The organism is Vibrio sp., assembly GCF_984391705.1.
Genome location: NZ_CFHWOM010000008.1, coordinates 100,866 through 119,057, shown reverse-complemented (window position 1 = coordinate 119,057; position 18,192 = coordinate 100,866). Strand labels below are relative to the sequence as shown.

Sequence of the window (18,192 nt, the reverse complement as noted above, 5' to 3'; positions counted from 1 at the left end):
ATGCTGCCAGTTGTTCTGGTGTCGCTTTTGGTTGGTGGTTTTGTTTCCACTCATCGTAAGTCATGCCGTAAACACGTTCACGCGCGTCATCAATATCGATATCAACACCTAGCTCTTCAGCTTCTGCTTTATACCATTTGCTAAAACAGTTACGACAGAAACCGGCAAGGATCATAAGATCGATATTTTGCACATCTTTGTTGTCATCAAGGTGCGCCAGCAAACGACGAAACGTTGCAGCATCTAACTTATCTTGCTCTTCTTGAGTGAGGTTTTTATATTTAAATTCAGCCACTTTACTTACCTTGTTATCGTTGTTGATGTACGGAAAATAGTAACAAGTAAATAGCCAACTAAACAATACAAAAACGCCCAAGCTATGAGCTCAGGCGTTTGTCGTAGTGGGTAATGTTACCCTTGGATACCAACGATTAGCCAAGGAGCATTTGGTGCTGTCAAATCACGCTCTAAATGCCAGATATCTGTAATGTCTTCTTCAACACCTTCCACTGCATCGCGGTAACGCCCGCTAAATTGAAGACTTAATTGCGCTTTTGACGCATCGTAATCCGCACGAACAATTTCTGCATCTACGTACATTACATCTGTGTGCTGTTCACCATCTAGTTTTGCACGTTCAGACTTGAGATCTTCAAACAGACTCGGAGAAACGTACTCTTCTATAGTTTCTAACTGGTTATGGTTCCACGCACCTTGAAGGATACGGTAGTGTTCACGTGAACCATTAATAAATCCAGCATGATCAAAACCTGGTGGATAGTTGTGAGGCACATCAGTTTGAGAACCAAAGCCGAAGCCACCTTGGGTGCCACTGTTTGCTTGCTCAAAATTATGTACATTTGGCTGTTCAAACTTAGGTGCTGAGCCACCGAACGCAGGCTGCTGGCGATGTTGATTCATGCTGCCTTGTTTCGCTCCGAGCATGCTACGCATTAGCTTAAAGATCACAAAGGCAATCAAACCAATAATCAGAATATCCATGAACTGGATACCCTCAAAGGCGCCACCAAAGAAAGCCGCCAGCAAACCACCAGCAAGAAGACCACCAAGCAAACCGCCCATCAAGCCTTTCTTGCTAGAGCTCTGTGTTTTAGTTGTTTGATCTTTACCAACCGTGTTGGTGTTTTGTTGCTGTTGTTTTGGCGCTGGTGCTGTTTTATAGCTTTTACCAAATGACTTACCGCCGCCGAATTTTTTCGCTTCAGCGATTGGCGTAATCGCCACTGAAACCATCAGCAAAGCAACAAGAGAAAACAATCGTTTCATAGTTATCCTTTCGGGTTCTTTAGAGATAAGAGATTGTAGTTATCTTGTTATAATAAGGGTTGAATAGAAAGAAGCAAACGAAATACTCCTCTACACATGTATCAGAATATTGCAAATTTGCGTTCTGTTAGTTGACGGTACAGGGTGTGGCTCATTAGAATATTGAACAATGTTCATTTTACTGTAATTACCATGGCACGACGTAACGATCACACCCGCGAACAACTTATTGCTCTCACTCTTGATACTGTTAAGGATTTTCTGGAGGAAAACTCTTATCACGAGCTAAGTCTCCGTAAAATAGCGAATATGATCGGCTATGTCCCAAGTACATTAGTGAACGTGTTCGGCAACTATAATTTACTTTTGCTTCATGTTGTCGCTAAAACTTTGGATGAACTATCAGAGGAAGCAAAACTGGTTGTTGGAGAGAGCCAAGATCACAAAGCGGCACTTTACCAGCTAGCTTATTGCTACCATGATTTTGCTCAGAAGCATCCTCATCGCTGGCAGTTGATTTTCGAACACAATATGAACGGTGAAACTCTTCCAGAGTGGCAAGCGCAACGTATCGATAGTATGACTGGCATGCTAGAGCACCTGCTGCGAGTCCTTGCACCAGAACGCAGCGAAGACGAGGTACTAAAAGCAAGCCGAGTATTGTGGTCTGGTGTCCACGGTATCACGCTGTTAAGTGTTGATGACAAGTTTTTTGCTGCGGATCCAATTGACGGAAAAGAGCTGATCGACAATCTATTGAGCAATTACCTTATCAATTGGTAAGTAAGTCCTAAAGGAATCAGGCCAACATGTCGAACCACCAAACATCTTTATTAGGGCAGAAACGATTTCTGCCCTATTTTGTCACACAGTTTTTTGGCGCATTCAATGACAATATCTTCAAAAACGTATTGTTATTGTTTGTAGCTTTCGCCGGTGTTGGCGCGCTACCGATTTCAAGTAACCTATTTATTAACCTTGCGGCAGGGCTTTTCATTCTGCCTTTCTTTCTATTTTCCGCTTCAGCAGGTGTACTTGCAGACAAGTATGAAAAGTCCTGGTTCATTCGAAAGGTAAAGTTGGCCGAAATAGGAATCATGTGCCTTGGAGCGATTGGCTTTGTTACCGAAAGTTACCTAATTCTCTTAGTCCTACTCTTCCTAATGGGAACACAGTCTGCATTCTTTGGCCCCGTAAAATATGCATTGCTTCCTCAACAGCTCAAACCAAATGAATTGGTTCCAGGCAATGCGCTGGTCGAAACGGGCACTTTCTTGGCGATCCTATTAGGTACACTAGGAGCAGGCGTTATCGCATCAGCAGAACACGCTAAATACATTGCCGCTGGCGCTGTGCTATTGTTTGCAGTTCTGGGGTATATAGCAAGTCGTTCAATTCCTGAAGCTCCCGCAAGCGCGCCAGACCTTACTTTCAAATGGCAACCGATTAGACAAACTAAACAAACGATTGCGATCGCTAAATCTGATCGTACCGTGTTCCTCGCTTTAATGGCGATCAGTTGGTTTTGGTTCCTTGGAGCTGCTTATCTAACGCAATTTCCCAATTTCACTAAAATCTACCTAAATGGCAATGAAAGCGCTGTTTCTTTCCTGCTGGCCCTTTTCTCAGTTGGTATTGCTGTCGGCTCGTTAGCTTGCGACAAGCTTTCTAATCATCGTATTGAAGTCGGTATCGTGCCTATCGGTAGTTTTGGCATTACCATATTTGGCGCTTTAATGGCAACGTCCATTCCAGCCCATCTGCCAGAATTTGATTCATTTACTCAGTTTATTGGTTACCAAGAGCTGTGGCCATTATTTGGTTATTTATTGTTGCTTGGCGCATCAGGTGGGGTATTTATTGTCCCTTTATACGCACTCATGCAACAGCGAGCAAAAGTTAATCAACGAGCCCAAGTTATTGCAGCTTTAAACATCTACAATTCGCTGTTTATGGTGGGGAGTGCAGTGTTGGGTATTGTCTGCTTAACCGTGCTTGAGATGAGTATTCCGCAACTCTTTGCCCTACTTGCTGTAATGAACTTGTTGGTTGCACTTTATCTATTTTTGCAAGTACCGATTTTTGTCGTACGTTTTTTGGTCTGGATTTTGACTCACACTATGTATCGAGTAAACCATAAAAATCTACACCACTTACCTGAAAAAGGTGGCGCTTTGATCGTCTGTAATCACGTAAGCTACATGGATGCCCTACTATTAAGTGCCGTGTGTCCTCGCTTAATAAGGTTCGTAATGGAAGAAGAGTACGCAAGTCTCCCACCATTAAGGCGTTTCCTTAAACGGGCAGGGGTAATTCCAATTTCGGCGACCAACCGTTCTTCTATTCGTAAAGCCTTTAATGAAGTCGAACAAGCGCTCTCTGAGGGGCATATTGTCTGTATTTTCCCTGAAGGCAGATTAACGTCAGACGGCGAGATGAATGAGTTTATGCGCGGTATGGACTTAATTTTAAGGCGCAGCCCAGTCCCCGTTATCCCAATGGCATTGAAAGGCTTATGGGGAAGTTACTTCAGCCGCTACAAAGGCCGCGCTTGTAAAGGGCTACCAACTCGATTTTGGTCAAAGCTTGAAATTGAAGCAGGTACACCGGTTGAGCCAGAGAACGCAACAACACTTGTCATGCACAAGCAGGTCTCTGAGCTTCGTGGTGATTGGCAATAGCAACCTGAGCGTTCAGAATAGCTGAACGCTTGTTCAAAACATTCAACTCTATTTATCGCCTATAATTCGATAAACTAGGCGCCGATTATTATCTCTTTGTTTCTATAATGAATAACCTAACTAAACAGTTTCTTTTCTGGCCTGCTTTAGCTCTTTGCGTGATGCCATTCATTACGTCACCAACTGCATTGGTGATCGGTTTTTTACTCGCTTCTTTTGGCTTCGTACCAAGCCAGTTTAATTTGGCAAAAGTCACCAAAAAGTTGCTTGCTTACTCTATCGTCGGTTTAGGGTTCGGAATTCATTTTGACCAAGCTTTAGCCGTCACTTCAGACGGTATAGGTCTGATCATTGCAACAATTGTAGGAACACTCACCGTGGGTTGGTGGGTTACAAAAGTGATTGATCTAAACAAAGAGACCGGTTACTTAATTTCTGCAGGCACCGCGATATGTGGAGGCAGTGCTATTGCTGCTGTCTCCCCAGCAATTAAAGCGGATGACGAGCAAATTGGGTTAGCTCTCGCAACCATATTCGTACTCAATTCAGTGGCGCTATTTGTCTTTCCGGTTATTGGCCATGCCCTCAACTTAGATCAACAAACCTTCGGCACCTGGGCAGCAATCGCCATTCATGATACTTCATCTGTTGTAGGTGCGGCTTCAGCCTATGGTGAAGATGCCCTCACTACAGCAACGACCCTCAAGCTTGCTCGAGCTCTCTGGATCATTCCTGTCGCCTTATTCAGCGCGTTTTTGTTTCGTAGTGATTCAAAAAAAATCAGCATCCCCTACTTCATTTTCTTCTACTGCGTGGCAATCGCTGTTAGCGATTTAATCCCACAATTTGAACCACTCTATCAGGGGGTGTTTGAAGTTTCTAAACGTGCTTTGGTGGTGTGCTTATTTTTGATTGGATGTGGTATTTCTATGGAAAAACTAAAATCAGCTGGGCCTAAACCACTATTGTTTGGCGTGTCCCTTTGGGTATTGATCTCAACCACTTCTCTGGCATGGTTGACCTTGGCTTAATATTCTTCTGCCTTTATATTCACTTTCGCGTGTTTTTGCTGTTTGTGACTAAGCGCTATCGCAACCACCAGCAAAAACGCGCTCAGCTCGGCTAAAGACCGTATCAACCCTTCACTCTGTATCGCGACAACTATCTGCAACAATACTGCAGACACTAGCACTGCTTTCATAGCCCTTATATCCATATCTTTATTTGACTCAAACTATTATGAGTTAACGTTATAAGATTGATAAATTCACATTTGGACTATGAAATTGCTAAATTAACTAAGTTGAGTATCTAACCATTTAATGAATGTGTGAACTTTCGGCCGCTTCTCGGAACCTAAGGGGCAAAGTACGTCATAACTCATCTCGGTTTCCATACTGGGATAAGGCGTAACAAGCTCTCCGGTATCAATGTATTGCTTAACAAATTGGTAGCGCCCCATTGCAACACCCACATCAAAAAGTGCGCTTTGTACTCCCATATCACGATGGCTCACGCAGTAAAATTGCTTAAACAAGTTCACCTCAATGCCATGGTGCTTAATCCAACGTTGCCAAACATCTGACTCTAGCGCATGAATAAAGTTGACGCGATGCAGCGATTCTAAACCATCATCAAAGATGCCCATTTCCTTGGCATAACGGGGAGTGCATACAGGAATGTACTTCTCTCCAAATAGGCGTTTGCGGAACATATCTTTCAGCTCCCCATCACCATAATAGATGGCAACATCTAGATGATTTTTATGAAAGTCTTGCGACTCTTGAGCAAAAATATTGAGATTAAATCTAGGGTAACGGCGTTTAAAGTCAGCAATTCTCGGGAGCAGCCAACTATTTGCAAACGCCGGACTCGTACCAATGTTGATCTTACCAAACAGCTCCGTGCTATTGATATCTTCTATTTCCCCGAAAATTGCACTCAACGATTTTGATAGTGTTTTTTGAAATCGCTCTCCTTCAGCAGTCAGCTCTAACGTTCTTGTTCCCCTAACAAATAGATTAAAACCCAGCTCGGATTCCAACACCTTGATCCTATGGCTAACAGCACCTTGAGTCAGGTGCAGCTCTTTCGCTGCCACGGTAAAACTTAACCTTTGAGCGGCAACATTAAAGGTATGCAAATTTCTTAACAGTGTTTGTTGGTTTGCCATTATCGTCATACATTAAAATTTTTAATCCATCGTACTATCCAATTCGTTTGTTTGCACCCCAAATTAAGATTCTAATAGCTTCAGACATTGATTTTACGAGCCTAATCAATAGCTGACTTACTATTGGTGCTCAATCTAATCAAAATTTTTAATAGATAAACTTAGGGGCATACATGAATATACTTGGATATATGCAGAAAGTAGGTAAAGCACTGATGGTTCCAGTAGCAACGTTACCTGCAGCTGCGATTCTAATGGGGGTTGGCTACTGGCTTGATCCTGTGGGCTGGGGTTCAGAAAGCATCTTAGCCGCTTTTTTGATTAAGTCGGGTAGCGCAATCATTGACAACATGGCCGTATTGTTTGCGGTTGGTGTGGCATTTGGACTAAGTCGCGATAAAAATGGTTCTGCAGCTTTATCGGGCTTTGTTATGTTTTTGGTGGTAACGACTCTGCTTGCACCAGGGTCAGTTGCCCAATTAATTGGCGTTGAAGCAAATGAAGTCCCGGATGCATTTGGCAAAATCAGCAACCAATTTATTGGTATTATCATTGGTATAATATCAGCAGAGATCTACAACCGCTACTCAACGGTCGAATTGCCACAAGCATTAGCTTTCTTTAGTGGTAAACGTTTGGTACCGATCTTAACCTCCCTTGCAGGTATGATCCTCTCGTTCGTACTACTGTATGTATGGCCAGCGGTTTATGACGCACTGATCCAGTTTGGCATTAAGCTTGAAAGTATGGGGGCAGTTGGCGCTGGTCTATTTGGCTTCTTCAACCGTCTGTTCTTATCGGTTGGTATGCACCACGCGCTTTACCCAGTATTTTGGTTTGATGTAGTCGGTATTAATGATATCCCTAACTTCCTTGGCGGTGCTCAATCTATCGCGAACGGTACGGGTATCCCGGGTAAAACAGGCATGTACCAAGCTGGCTTCTTCCCAATTATGATGTTTGGCCTACCAGCTGCTGCTCTTGCGATGTACCACTGCTCTGATGCAAAGAACAAGAATCAAGTATTTGCAATTATGCTAGCAGCAGCAATGGCGTCTTTCTTTACTGGTATCACAGAGCCGCTCGAGTTTAGCTTTATGTTCCTTGCTCCTGTGTTGTTCCTAATTCATGCGGTGTTAACAGGTCTTTCGCTCTACATTGCAGCGAGTATGGAATGGATGGCTGGCTTTGGTTTCTCTGCAGGCTTCGTTGATATGGTGCTTTCTAGCCAAAACCCACTTGCAACTCAGTGGTACATGCTGCTGCTTCAAGGCGCTGCGTTCTTTGCAATTTACTACTCGGTTTTCCGTTTCGCTATTATCAAGTTCAACTTAAAAACACCTGGCCGTGGTGAAGACATGGAAAAAGAAGCGGCAGAAGATATCTCTGAACTTGCAAATGATTACATTCAAGCAATTGGTGGCGCAGAAAATATTCTTGAGGTTGACAACTGTATCACTCGCTTAAGACTGAGTGTTAAGGATTCCTCGGCCGCAGACAGTGACAAACTTAAACAGCTCGGTGCTGCAGGTGTGGTCCCGATTGGCAAAGGTGGTCTTCAGGTTATCGTCGGACTTGGCAAAGTCGATAAAGTGGCGGAGCAAATGAAGAAAGCATTAGCCAGCTAAGGTGTAAAAAAGGTGGTGACTCACCATCACCACGCCCCCTGAAGTGCACTTTCGCTTAGTCACCGAATGTGCACTTCTTCTTTATTTGTCGATTTCCTTTTCCAGCCATTGTCGAATATTCTGGCGAGATACTTTTATTCCCCCGGTCACTAATTCAGTTGGCATCCGAAAATAGGCAATCGGCCACTTAAACTTGGTTAGCTGGGATTCAAGAATTGTTTCAATATCCGATTGGTTCGGTAGCGAATCGCATTGAAGTACTGCGACTGGGCGATAGCCAAAATCGACGTCTTTGACCGGCACAACAATACTTTGCTGTACGGCTTCTAGCTGATTGAGCACCACTTCAATCTCTTCACAGTGAATATTCTCGCCGCCAGAAATAAATTGATTATCTGCACGGCCAATGATCTTTAACTCACCATCTTGCCACTCGCCGAGATCTTTACTATCAAACCAACCATCGACAGCGATAGGCGAAAGAGTGCCTTGATAGTAATAGCCTGAAGCAAGGGTTTCACCACCAATAAAAATGCGCGAACCTTCCAATTTCACCTCACGCTTTGATAAGACAAAACCAGCACTATATTTCCCGTCAACGGGTTTCGCTGTCACCGTAGAAGCGGCTTCCGTCATTCCGTAACCTAGCCAAGTCTCAATGCCCTTTGCCGCAGCTTGCAAACTCAAGCTTTGCGGTACGTGGCTACCGCCGAGCAAAACATGTGAGAGGTTAAGCTTTGAATCGCAGTCAAGTAAACGCTTCAGTTGCGTAGCGACCAAAGAAGCATGTGTAACGCCTTGGATATCAGTACGTAGATCACCACTTCCCACTTTCATCGTTGCGCCGCTGTACAACCATCGATACACAATCGCCAACCCTGAAACATGGTACATAGGTAAACTGAGTAACCAAGTATTGGTCTGCCTGAAATGAAATCGCTCGAGCAAACCCATGGCCGACGCTAGATGCTGACGAGACGTATGAGCAACCGCTTTAGGGACTCCCGTTGACCCAGAGGTGAAAACGATCGATGCAAGAGAGTCTAAATGGTATGCCCTGACCAGTTTTTTAGGGTTATAGCCTTGGTATTGGATAGTCTGAAGTGAGGTTAGGCTCTCATCAGAGCCTGAAAGCCAAATCCGTTTTGTCTGATTTGGAAGATAAATCGTATCAAGCTTCACTTCCAGTTCAGCCAGTGTTTGCGGCATGGTCAATGCGCACGTTGCCCCTACTTCTAGACAGGCAAGAAATAGGACCACAGATTCAGGGCTGTTTTTGCCAACACATGTCACAACATCGCCCGACTGAACGCCTTGTTGTTGCAGACCTGACGCAATGGTAAGCACCTCTTGTTCTAACTCAAGCCAAGTGTAGTCTTTCGCGGGTGTATTTAACGCTAACAAAGATGGGCTCGATTGAGCCCATTGATTAAGTAGTGATAAGTGGTTTTGCATCAGGACTGCCAAATCAAACTTTGATCTGCCAATTTCACAATCGGCAATTCACACCCAGGCCAAGCAACTTCAAGCTGCTCTGCAAATAGACCTACTGTATCCAAACCTGGAACCTCTTCCGGTAGCTGCCACTCAGCAAAGCGAGCAAGTTGAGTCAAACCTAAGCTTGATTCAATACTTGAACTGATCACCGTTTTGATACCAAGCTCCTTAGCTCGTTCAATCAATTCGATGCAGCGCTGGACACTACCTATGAGGGTTGGCTTGATGACAATCGCTTTCGCGCCATTGAGATCTTCGAGCTTAAAATCATCTTTACGGATGGCGTGCTGCAGCGTTTCGTCCCAAGCGATAGCAATACCAGTATCAATCGCAAATGAGAAACTATCTCCGGGTGCTTGGCATGGCTCTTCAATAAAAGCGATTCTGCCACGTAGCGAAGGGGCAATTTTTTTCGCAAACTGCTGCGCTTTTTCCGCACTCCATGCTCGGTTTGCATCCAAACGTAATGTTAGGTCAGGAATAGATTCGAGAAATAAACTAACTAGCATACCATCGCGAATTGGCTCATAGAGACCAACTTTAATCTTAGCGACTTTCTCACCCGTCATCGCGTTTAGTTTCGGCAATAATTCATCAGGATCGCCGGAACAAAGCGGTGCAGCTTGGTAACGCCCTGATTGCGGCAACTGTTCAGCCAGCTCCAACTGGGCCATCGACAAACCAAACGCCACAGATGGATAAAGAGCTTCACAATCTATCGATGTACCTTGCTGCCATAGTGCCAATTGCTCAACCAATTGAGAGTAGACTTCATCCATTGATTCAGTACTAAAGCCTGGTAGTGGCGCCACTTCACCAAAACCGACTTTGCCGTCAAGACCAAGCTCAACCACAAAACCCTCGCGTTGTTTCAACCGTTCCTCACGCAGTATCACCCCACTGTCCATCGGCAATTCGTAGCGATACAGTTTGGCTGATCTCATAGCAATATCCCTTTTGTAATTTTTAAATAATAGACAAGTTGTAGAAAGGTTTCTAAACCAGAAGGTCGATAGCTAGAAGAAGGCGCAACGTTTACGAACATAAACAAGCACCTTCTGTCACGCTAGCGGTATTCTGGCGAGGAAACCAGTTACGACTTAAGGGTTGCGTGGAAACTTATTAAAGTCCGGACGACGCTTCTCATTGAACGCGTTACGACCTTCCTGACCTTCTTCAGTCATGTAGAACATCATCGTTGCGTTACCAGCAAGCTCTTGGAGGCCAGCTTGACCATCACAGTCTGCGTTAAGGGCTGCTTTCAGGCAACGCAATGCCATTGGGCTATGCTGTAGTGTTTCTCGACACCAACGTACGGTTTCTCTCTCTAGCTCTTCAATTGGCACAACCGTGTTAACCAGCCCCATATCCAACGCTTCTTGTGCATCATAGAAACGGCATAGGAACCAGATTTCACGCGCTTTCTTCTGGCCAACAATACGAGCCATGTACGACGCGCCCCAACCGCCATCGAAAGAGCCAACTTTAGGACCAGTTTGACCAAACTGAGCGTTTTCTGCGGCAATAGTAAGATCACACATCATGTGCAGAACATGGCCACCACCAACCGCCCAGCCTGCTACTGACGCAATCACTGGTTTAGGACAAGTACGAATCTGGCGTTGGAAATCAAGAACATTTAAGTGGTGAGTACCAGAGTCATCTTGGTAACCGCCGTAGTCGCCACGGATCTTTTGATCGCCTCCAGAACAGAACGCTTTCTCACCAAGACCCGTAAGAATAATTACGCCTACACCTTCGTCGTAGCGTGCATCTGCCAGTGCATTAATCATCTCTTTGACTGTTTGAGGACGGAACGCATTACGAACTTGAGGGCGAGCAATTGTAATCTTTGCAATGCCATCTTCAGACTTGTGGTATTGAATATCTTCATATTCACCGGTGCAGTCATTCCAGTTTACTGGTGCGTATAGTTCTTCTTCTGAGATACCGACTGTTTTTGCCATGGTGATTCCTGTTTCTTCTCTAATTGATTCAATGCGATGAATTTAAGTATGCATTGACTTGAGTTTTAACAATTGCTGCAAACGCGTCAGGCTGTTCAACATGAACGTTGTGCCCAGCATCGACAACTTGGCTGAAAGACAGACCGCTTTGTTCGGCCAACTGACTAAACTTCTTGTCTTTCTCGCCACAAATATAGTGAGTCACTACACTCGATGACTTCAACGCATCGAGCAAATAATCTTGTTTGCCTAGTGAGGTCGCCATTAACATATGCGCCACTTGCGAGCCTAGGTTAGCACTGCGTTTAGCAATCAGTTTTTGTCTTTGCTCATGATTTAGTGAACTAAATACTGCTTGCTGATACCAATCGCCTAACACCTGTTCAACTGGCTCTAGTGAGAATCGCTCAGCCCAATTTGCATCGTGGTTTAGCCTTGCAACTTTCTCCACCTCTGATTGCAAACCAAAGTTGCCCCCTTCAACGATAAGCTGCTGAATGTTTAGGCTAGAAAAGTAGTTATGCGCAACACCGCTCATTGCGATGCGACCTCCAAGCGAATAACCAATCAGTACTATAGGGCGATGAGGAGCCACTTGGGTAAGAAGAGTGTCAGATATTTGATCACAACACTCTTTAAAATTGTTGCAGGAAGAAAATGCGCTTAAGCCATGTCCTGGGAGATCGATGGCGATACTCGGGTAATCAAGCAACCTTTCTCGAGTTAGAAACCAATCGTCACCGGAACCAAGTAAACCATGAAGAAACACCAGCACAGGTTGGTGGTGTTTCTCTACCAAGGAACAACTCGCGTGACTATAAAGCATGGATTTGTTGAATAAACTCTTTTAGTTGGCGTGATGCCTGTTCTGGTGGCGTTTGTACTTCTACGACTAACGCCCCCTGACCTTGTTCTATATGTGAATCAACCACTTGCTGATACTCTTTTAGCGTATCGGGCTTAGCGTACCGTAACTGAAACTGTTTGGCCGCAAACTCAAAACTGTAGCCATGGGGCATTTGATAAAGAGATTGCTTCTGCTGCTCTGGTACGGGCAGTAGGTCAAAGATCGCACCGCCATCATTATTCGTCACCACAACGACAACAGGAGTACGGCTATGTGTGAGAAGCGCCAACGAATTCAAATCGTAAAGTAGTGAAGTATCACCAATAAAGACCACGGTTGGTTTTTCTGTAGAACGAATCACGCCGCTAGCGGTCGCGATTAAGCCATCAATACCCGAAGCTCCGCGATTGGTATACACCTCTCTCTGTTCCAAGTTGCTGAACATATCGACAAGGCGTACAAAGAGGCTATTGCCAATGAATAGCTGAGCCTGTTCTGGCAATTGATTTAGAGTCAGTGCTAAACCAATTTCTGACAGCGATGAGCCAGTATTTAAATGCAAACCAGCCAGTGACGATACTTGCTGTGAGAGACTCATTAAAGAACTAGCCCAATTCCGCTCAGCAGCAATTACTGACGGCAATCGCTCAAGGAATGCATTAACCCATTCTTCAATGCCAGATACGTGATGTTGCTGCATTAAATGCGCTTGATTGTCACGATCAAACCTTGGGGAAACGTAATGATACTCAGCTTCTTGGCTCTCTACTTGTTTCTCCAGCCAATGATTGAGACGTTTAGAAATGATGCGAGAACCAAACTGAAGAATGAGGTCACATGCCTCAAGGGGTTGTGATATCGCGCGATTTTGCAACCATAAGTCATAATATCCCCACTCCGAACCTGTTCCTGATTGGGGATCGCTTAAAAGTGGCCAACCTAGTTTATTGGCAAGTTGAGCAACTTTCTTAGCTTCTCGCAACGTCACGCTACCAAGAACAATCACCCCTTTTCGCACGCTCAAGTTAGCCACATCTATGTTCGGTATAGTCACACCAACACTCTTAGTGCTAAACGCTCGATTGCTATTCCACCAAGCCCCTAGCTGGGAGATATAGCCTTGATATAGCCCCTCAGACTCCTCACTATAAAGTGGCTCAGGAAACGGACAGTTGATATGAACTGCGCTCCCTCGCTCGGACTGCTCTGCCATAGCTTGATCGACGGTGGTCAATAGCCACTTCAAAGGCACTTGCAGCGAAGGGCTTGGCAACTCGATAGAAGCCGAAACATGATTGGAGAAAATACCCGACTGATGAATCGCTTGATTCGCGCCGCAGCCTACCAGCTCTGTTGGTCTATCAGCCGTCAATACAACGAGTTTTTCGCCGGTTAATTTGGCTTCAGCAATCGCAGGTAGTAAGTTTGCCACCGCCGTACCCGACGTCACCACAATAGCCACTGGATTTTGGCTTGCTTTGGCTAGCCCAAGAGCTAAAAAACCTAATCCTCTCTCATCAAAGTGAGTATGAATGGATAACTTAGGGTTTTTGTCCGCTTCTAAAGTCAATGGTGTCGAGCGTGAGCCTGGTGCAATACAAACATTACTCACGCCAAGACGAGCTAACTCTTCAAGCAAAGTTTTGCACCAGATTCGGTTTACAACAGCTTGATTAACAAGAGGTAAGACAGCGCTCATTTATGATGCAACTCCCAATGGCGGGTTATCTGATATTAGTGAGAGTAATGTCGACATTTTTTTATCAAGCTCTTGCCACTCATGCTCTGCGATAGAACCAGGAACAATGCCTGCCCCAGCAAATAACTGAACTTGGTCATTCAGCACTAATGCACTGCGAATTGCGACACAAAACTCGGCGCGCTGATGGCTAATAAACCCCATAGATCCTGCGTACCAACCTCGAGCAAACGGCTCATTCTCGCGAATAAACTCCATTGACTCTTTTCTTGGAAGGCCTGCAACAGCCGCAGTTGGTTGCAGCGCACTAAGCAGTTGGACTCCATTAACCCCTTTATGTAGATGAGCGTGGATACTGCGTTTTAAATGCTGAACCTTACGCAAGCGCACCAATCGAGCTTCTTGCTCAACTTCAACGCTTTCTGAATGAGGAGATAGACGCTCGATGATGTCATCCACCACATACTGGTTCTCATTGAGATTTTTGCTGTCATTGGCCAGCCAGTTTGCCAGCTCCATATCCTGACTCGCGTTAACACCACGACCTATAGTGCCAGCGAGCGCTTCGGTATAGAGTTCTTGACCTTGACGCAAATACAAACGCTCAGGAGTTGAGCCAATGAAGCTATGCTTTTTATCCAAAGAGAGCATGAAATGAAAGCTATGATGATTGTGCAAATAACTCGACTTGAGAAACTGGGCTGCGCATAGCGGTGCATCCAACGTCACTGCGGTTTTACGAGCCAAAACGACTTTTTTGAAATCATCATTCTTGATACCAGCCAGTACTTTTTCAACCAACTCAGACCATTGTGGCTTTTCCGGCGTATGCTGAATACGCTCCACATGAGCTGAAACAGGAAGTAATGGTGTTACTTCAAGCTGGAGTTTGTACAAACTGGCTAATGTTCTATGCTTTTCCGCACTCAAGTTCGCCGCTAAAGACCATGTGTCATCGAAGCGAGTCAATTCAATTTGCGGCAAAAAGAAAAAAGAAGACATACAGCGGCGGTTTTTGTTCGTCTGACCATCAAACGATCGTCCACCCCAAATACGCTGATCGCCAGCCAAAATCGTATAAGCAGGCGCTGGTTCCATAAAGGTATGCAACTGACCTAATGCGACGACTTCTTCACGCGTATCACGAGATTGCCAATAAAACTTGGGAAAAAGCGGTTGCGCTTCTAACCAATCAATAAATGCAAAGTCAGGTTTTTCCTCAAGAACTTGAACCAGACGGTGCACACCGTCTCCTGCATCCTTTACGCGTTCAATCAGTTCAGTAACGGCTTGATGAAAATATGACAAATCAGCCTCGTATGCATGGGGATTATTATTCATTCTAGCTCGTTACTCTATTTATAGACCCTACTCAAATCAAGGTTGCAACCAATGTTTTGCAAAATCCTGTGATAATGGGCGTGCTACAAGGTGTTAAATTCACGTATTCATCCAGATTTTTATTCTAAAGAATCTCTTTTTGATGTAGTTTAATAAAGAAATTCAATTATTTTTAGGTTTTAATCAATGCAAAATATCGGGATGTCGTCAAAACTCGATAATGTCTGCTACGACATTAGGGGTCCTGTACTAAAACATGCTAAACGCATGGAGGAAGAGGGGCATAAAATACTGAAGCTAAACATCGGTAACCCCGCCCCATTTGGCTTTGACGCCCCTGACGAGATCCTGGTTGATGTGATTCGTAACCTACCAACATCTCAAGGTTACTGTGATTCAAAAGGCATCTACTCTGCTCGTAAAGCAGTGGTTCAACATTACCAACGTAAAGGTATTCGCTCTCTTGATGTCGAAGACGTCTATGTAGGTAATGGCGCTTCAGAACTTATCGTAATGGCGATGCAGGCCTTGCTGAATAACGGCGATGAAATGCTGGTTCCTGCGCCAGACTACCCGCTTTGGACTGCTTCTGTGGCTCTATCTGGTGGTAAAGCGGTTCACTACATGTGTGATGAAGAAGCGGACTGGTACCCAGACCTTGATGACATTAAAAGTAAGATAACGCCAAAGACACGCGGTATCGTGCTGATCAACCCGAACAACCCGACTGGTGCGGTGTACAGTCGTGACTTCCTACTTGAAGTGATAGAGATTGCTCGCCAACATAAATTGATCATCTTCGCTGACGAGATCTATGACAAAGTGCTTTACGACGGTGCAACGCACACCTCGGTAGCGACGTTGACCGAAGATGTATTGGTTGTGACTTTTAACGGTTTATCAAAAGCCTACCGCGTATGTGGTTTCCGTGGAGGCTGGATGTTCTTAACTGGTCCGAAACACCAAGCTCAAGGTTATATCAACGGCTTAGACATGCTCTCTTCCATGCGTTTGTGTGCCAACGTACCCATGCAGCACGCAATCCAAACGGCACTTGGCGGATATCAAAGTATCAACGAGCTGATCTTACCAGGTGGCCGCCTACTCGAGCAGCGTGACAGAGCATGGGAGCTTGTCAATCAGATCCCTGGCGTCTCGTGCGTTAAACCAAAAGGGGCTATGTATTTGTTCCCTAAAATCGATACGAAGATGTACAACATCAAAGATGACCAGAAAATGGTGCTCGATTTCCTGATTCAAGAGAAAGTACTGCTTGTTCAAGGTACTGGCTTCAACTGGCCGAAACCAGACCACTTCCGCATTGTTACCTTGCCGCATGTTGAAGATTTAGAAATGGCTATCGGTCGATTTGAACGCTTCTTATCTACGTATAGTCAGTAGTATTTAGCGTCGAACTTTCATATGCTTAAAGAGCACTCATTGAGTGCTCTTTTCTATTTTATGGAGTTGAGAGATGTCAGACGATTCAAACCTTCCTTATAAAGAAAGCCACTTTTTTGCTCACCTAGCTCGGATGAAACTTATCCAACGCTGGCCTTTAATGCGTTCAGTCTCTAGTGAAAACATCTCCGAACATAGCCTCCAAGTCGCCTTCGTAGCCCATGCCCTAGCGCTTATCAAAAATAAAAAGTTTGGCGGTAATCTCAACCCTGAACGTATCGCCATACTTGGCATGTATCACGATACTAGTGAGGTGTTAACAGGGGATCTTCCAACACCAGTTAAGTACTACAACCCAGAGATCGCGAAAGAGTACAAAAAAATAGAAGCCGCAGCGGAGAAGAAACTCTTGTCAATGCTGCCCGAAGAGTTCCAACAAGACTTTGCCCCCTACTTGGTTTCCCATGAAGCTCATCCAGAAGATGCAGCAATCGTCAAACAGGCAGACACCATCTGCGCATATTTAAAATGCCTAGAGGAATTGAGTGCGGGAAATCACGAGTACGCTTTAGCGAAAAAACGCCTCGACATCACACTAAAAGAGCGTCACACCCCAGAAATGGATTACTTCCTCAATACCTTTGCGCCTAGCTTTGAGCTATCACTGGATGAGATTAGCTAGGTTTTATCCGTTGCGGTGCTGAAATGAGTCAAGTAAATAATCAATAAATACCTTCTTTCGTTTTGGCATCAATTGACGATCTGCGTATATCAAACTCACCTCAACTTCAGGCATTTTGTAGCCAGGTAGTAAACGCACCAATTTCCCGCTTTCAAAGTGCTCTAGACAGATAAACTCGGGTAATACAGCTATGCCTAAACCATCGATACAAGCCTTTAGGCACGCAGTGATGGTGTTAACCCTTAAACGATGTGGAAGATCGATCAAAAATGAGTTTCCGTTTTCTGGTTGAAGATGCCATTTTGGTAATCGTGCAGCTTTGTTAATCACTTCAACCATTTGATGCGGCGCTTTCAGATCTAAGTGACAATTGACCTCACCAAATTGCTTTAAATAATTAGGGCTTGCGACCAGAGCTCGTTTAGAGGCAGTCAGATACCTTGAAACTAGATTTGAATCTTCTAATTTACCTATCTGAGCATATAAATCGATACCCTCTGCAATGACATCAACTTCTCGATTACTCAACTCTAAATTCATTGTTACGTGTGGGTACTCTTGCAAGAATGCATAAATGTAAGAGCCTAAAACTTGATGGCCTAGTTCAACGGGTAACACGACGTTAAGAGGACCGCGAATCAAGTCTTGATTGGCTGATACTTCCAGCTCCGCTTGATTCATTATCTCTAGCATTTGCAAGCCAGATTGATAAAACTTCTCTCCCTCCGGCGTTAGCACTAAACTTCGCGTGGATCGCGTGATCAATCTCACACCTAAGTCTTTTTCAAGTTCTGCTAGCTTTCGGCTGACTGTCGATTTAGTCATGTTTAGGTTTTCTGCGGCGTGTGTAAAGCTCCCACAATCAACAACTTGGGTAAATACGCTCACGGCATTTAAATCCATCTTGCTCTCCTACACCCTTAATTAGGGCAATTTTTGCAACAGTGTTTCCTGCTTTTCCTATCTTATCAACCAATTCAATTCATTTA

17 protein-coding genes are annotated in these 18,192 nt (G+C 44.6%); 6 read left to right on the top strand and 11 right to left on the bottom strand.

Annotated elements, in window-relative coordinates:
• Together AC4MRV_RS08285 and AC4MRV_RS08280 are read right to left on the bottom strand one after the other, a co-directional pair.
• A partial coding sequence (locus tag AC4MRV_RS08285) for a DUF1244 domain-containing protein (RefSeq protein ID WP_491186956.1) occupies positions 1 to 295 on the bottom strand: 295 nt, incomplete at its 3' end.
• 116 nt (positions 296 to 411) lie between these two features.
• A complete protein-coding gene (locus tag AC4MRV_RS08280) occupies positions 412 to 1,287 on the bottom strand; it encodes a Tim44 domain-containing protein (RefSeq protein ID WP_491186955.1) in 876 nt (291 codons plus the stop codon).
• Positions 1,288 to 1,479: 192 nt separating this feature from the next.
• Between AC4MRV_RS08280 and AC4MRV_RS08275 the strand changes: the two genes are divergently transcribed.
• From AC4MRV_RS08275 to AC4MRV_RS08265, 3 genes are all read left to right on the top strand, one after another.
• On the top strand, positions 1,480 to 2,070 hold the full coding sequence (locus tag AC4MRV_RS08275; RefSeq protein WP_491186954.1) for a TetR/AcrR family transcriptional regulator: 591 nt from the start codon (positions 1,480 to 1,482) through the stop codon (positions 2,068 to 2,070).
• Between the two features lie 26 nt (positions 2,071 to 2,096).
• Entirely contained in the window at positions 2,097 to 3,968 is a 1,872-nt protein-coding gene (locus AC4MRV_RS08270) for an MFS transporter (protein ID WP_491186953.1), read from the top strand.
• A 107-nt stretch (positions 3,969 to 4,075) separates the two neighbouring features.
• The gene (locus AC4MRV_RS08265; RefSeq protein ID WP_491186952.1) at positions 4,076 to 4,999 is read left to right on the top strand and encodes a YeiH family protein; all 924 of its coding nucleotides are present in this window, start codon (positions 4,076 to 4,078) and stop codon (positions 4,997 to 4,999) included.
• On the opposite strand, the gene AC4MRV_RS08260 is transcribed toward AC4MRV_RS08265, so the two are convergent.
• Together AC4MRV_RS08260 and AC4MRV_RS08255 are read right to left on the bottom strand one after the other, a co-directional pair.
• Positions 4,996 to 5,169 carry a hypothetical protein gene (locus tag AC4MRV_RS08260; RefSeq protein WP_491186951.1) on the bottom strand — a complete coding sequence of 58 codons (174 nt, stop codon included), beginning with the start codon at positions 5,167 to 5,169 and terminating at the stop codon, positions 4,996 to 4,998. The genes AC4MRV_RS08265 and AC4MRV_RS08260 overlap by 4 nt on opposite strands.
• 93 nt (positions 5,170 to 5,262) lie before the next feature.
• Positions 5,263 to 6,141 carry a LysR substrate-binding domain-containing protein gene (locus AC4MRV_RS08255; RefSeq protein WP_491186950.1) on the bottom strand — a complete coding sequence of 293 codons (879 nt, stop codon included), beginning with the start codon at positions 6,139 to 6,141 and terminating at the stop codon, positions 5,263 to 5,265.
• A 173-nt stretch (positions 6,142 to 6,314) separates the two neighbouring features.
• Between AC4MRV_RS08255 and nagE the strand changes: the two genes are divergently transcribed.
• Positions 6,315 to 7,769: an N-acetylglucosamine-specific PTS transporter subunit IIBC gene (gene nagE, locus AC4MRV_RS08250; protein ID WP_491186949.1), complete on the top strand. Its 1,455-nt coding sequence runs from the start codon at positions 6,315 to 6,317 to the stop codon at positions 7,767 to 7,769.
• A gap of 81 nt (positions 7,770 to 7,850) precedes the next feature.
• On the opposite strand, the gene menE is transcribed toward nagE, so the two are convergent.
• The 6 genes from menE to AC4MRV_RS08220 all read right to left on the bottom strand — a co-directional run bounded on the left by menE (position 7,851) and on the right by AC4MRV_RS08220 (position 15,087).
• Positions 7,851 to 9,224 carry an o-succinylbenzoate--CoA ligase gene (gene menE / locus AC4MRV_RS08245; protein ID WP_491186948.1) on the bottom strand — a complete coding sequence of 458 codons (1,374 nt, stop codon included), beginning with the start codon at positions 9,222 to 9,224 and terminating at the stop codon, positions 7,851 to 7,853.
• Positions 9,224 to 10,210, bottom strand: coding sequence for an o-succinylbenzoate synthase (menC, locus tag AC4MRV_RS08240; protein WP_491186947.1), 987 nt, complete (start codon positions 10,208 to 10,210; stop codon positions 9,224 to 9,226). The genes menE and menC overlap by 1 nt, the downstream gene beginning before the upstream one ends.
• A 156-nt stretch (positions 10,211 to 10,366) precedes the next feature.
• A complete protein-coding gene (gene menB / locus AC4MRV_RS08235; protein ID WP_491186946.1) occupies positions 10,367 to 11,233 on the bottom strand; it encodes a 1,4-dihydroxy-2-naphthoyl-CoA synthase in 867 nt (288 codons plus the stop codon).
• A gap of 28 nt (positions 11,234 to 11,261) precedes the next feature.
• Positions 11,262 to 12,059: a 2-succinyl-6-hydroxy-2,4-cyclohexadiene-1-carboxylate synthase gene (menH, locus tag AC4MRV_RS08230; RefSeq protein WP_491186945.1), complete on the bottom strand. Its 798-nt coding sequence runs from the start codon at positions 12,057 to 12,059 to the stop codon at positions 11,262 to 11,264.
• The gene (gene menD, locus AC4MRV_RS08225) at positions 12,049 to 13,779 is read right to left on the bottom strand and encodes a 2-succinyl-5-enolpyruvyl-6-hydroxy-3-cyclohexene-1-carboxylic-acid synthase (RefSeq protein WP_491186944.1); all 1,731 of its coding nucleotides are present in this window, start codon (positions 13,777 to 13,779) and stop codon (positions 12,049 to 12,051) included. The genes menH and menD overlap by 11 nt, the downstream gene beginning before the upstream one ends.
• On the bottom strand, positions 13,780 to 15,087 hold the full coding sequence (locus AC4MRV_RS08220; RefSeq protein ID WP_491186961.1) for an isochorismate synthase: 1,308 nt from the start codon (positions 15,085 to 15,087) through the stop codon (positions 13,780 to 13,782).
• Between the two features lie 219 nt (positions 15,088 to 15,306).
• On the opposite strand from AC4MRV_RS08220, the gene AC4MRV_RS08215 reads away from it, so the two are divergent.
• The gene (locus AC4MRV_RS08215; RefSeq protein WP_491186943.1) at positions 15,307 to 16,521 is read left to right on the top strand and encodes a pyridoxal phosphate-dependent aminotransferase; all 1,215 of its coding nucleotides are present in this window, start codon (positions 15,307 to 15,309) and stop codon (positions 16,519 to 16,521) included.
• Between the two features lie 73 nt (positions 16,522 to 16,594).
• On the top strand, positions 16,595 to 17,203 hold the full coding sequence (gene yfbR / locus AC4MRV_RS08210) for a 5'-deoxynucleotidase (protein ID WP_491186942.1): 609 nt from the start codon (positions 16,595 to 16,597) through the stop codon (positions 17,201 to 17,203).
• 3 nt (positions 17,204 to 17,206) lie between these two features.
• On the opposite strand, the gene AC4MRV_RS08205 is transcribed toward yfbR, so the two are convergent.
• Positions 17,207 to 18,106: a LysR family transcriptional regulator gene (locus AC4MRV_RS08205; protein ID WP_491186941.1), complete on the bottom strand. Its 900-nt coding sequence runs from the start codon at positions 18,104 to 18,106 to the stop codon at positions 17,207 to 17,209.
• Positions 18,107 to 18,192 lie beyond the last annotated feature (86 nt).

Bases quoted from the DNA above. Each gene is read 5' to 3' on its own strand.
- nagE (WP_491186949.1), top strand. From the start codon at position 6,315: ATGAATATACTTGGATATATGCAGAAAGTAGGTAAAGCACTGATGGTT.
- AC4MRV_RS08215 (WP_491186943.1), top strand. From the start codon at position 15,307: ATGCAAAATATCGGGATGTCGTCAAAACTCGATAATGTCTGCTACGAC.
- AC4MRV_RS08255 (WP_491186950.1), bottom strand. From the start codon at position 6,141: ATGGCAAACCAACAAACACTGTTAAGAAATTTGCATACCTTTAATGTT.
- AC4MRV_RS08265 (WP_491186952.1), top strand. From the start codon at position 4,076: ATGAATAACCTAACTAAACAGTTTCTTTTCTGGCCTGCTTTAGCTCTT.
- AC4MRV_RS08280 (WP_491186955.1), bottom strand. From the start codon at position 1,287: ATGAAACGATTGTTTTCTCTTGTTGCTTTGCTGATGGTTTCAGTGGCG.
- AC4MRV_RS08275 (WP_491186954.1), top strand. From the start codon at position 1,480: ATGGCACGACGTAACGATCACACCCGCGAACAACTTATTGCTCTCACT.
- menD (WP_491186944.1), bottom strand. From the start codon at position 13,779: ATGAGCGCTGTCTTACCTCTTGTTAATCAAGCTGTTGTAAACCGAATC.
- yfbR (WP_491186942.1), top strand. From the start codon at position 16,595: ATGTCAGACGATTCAAACCTTCCTTATAAAGAAAGCCACTTTTTTGCT.
- AC4MRV_RS08205 (WP_491186941.1), bottom strand. From the start codon at position 18,106: ATGGATTTAAATGCCGTGAGCGTATTTACCCAAGTTGTTGATTGTGGG.
- menC (WP_491186947.1), bottom strand. From the start codon at position 10,210: ATGAGATCAGCCAAACTGTATCGCTACGAATTGCCGATGGACAGTGGG.
- AC4MRV_RS08260 (WP_491186951.1), bottom strand. From the start codon at position 5,169: ATGAAAGCAGTGCTAGTGTCTGCAGTATTGTTGCAGATAGTTGTCGCG.
- menE (WP_491186948.1), bottom strand. From the start codon at position 9,224: ATGCAAAACCACTTATCACTACTTAATCAATGGGCTCAATCGAGCCCA.
- menH (WP_491186945.1), bottom strand. From the start codon at position 12,059: ATGCTTTATAGTCACGCGAGTTGTTCCTTGGTAGAGAAACACCACCAA.
- menB (WP_491186946.1), bottom strand. From the start codon at position 11,233: ATGGCAAAAACAGTCGGTATCTCAGAAGAAGAACTATACGCACCAGTA.
- AC4MRV_RS08270 (WP_491186953.1), top strand. From the start codon at position 2,097: ATGTCGAACCACCAAACATCTTTATTAGGGCAGAAACGATTTCTGCCC.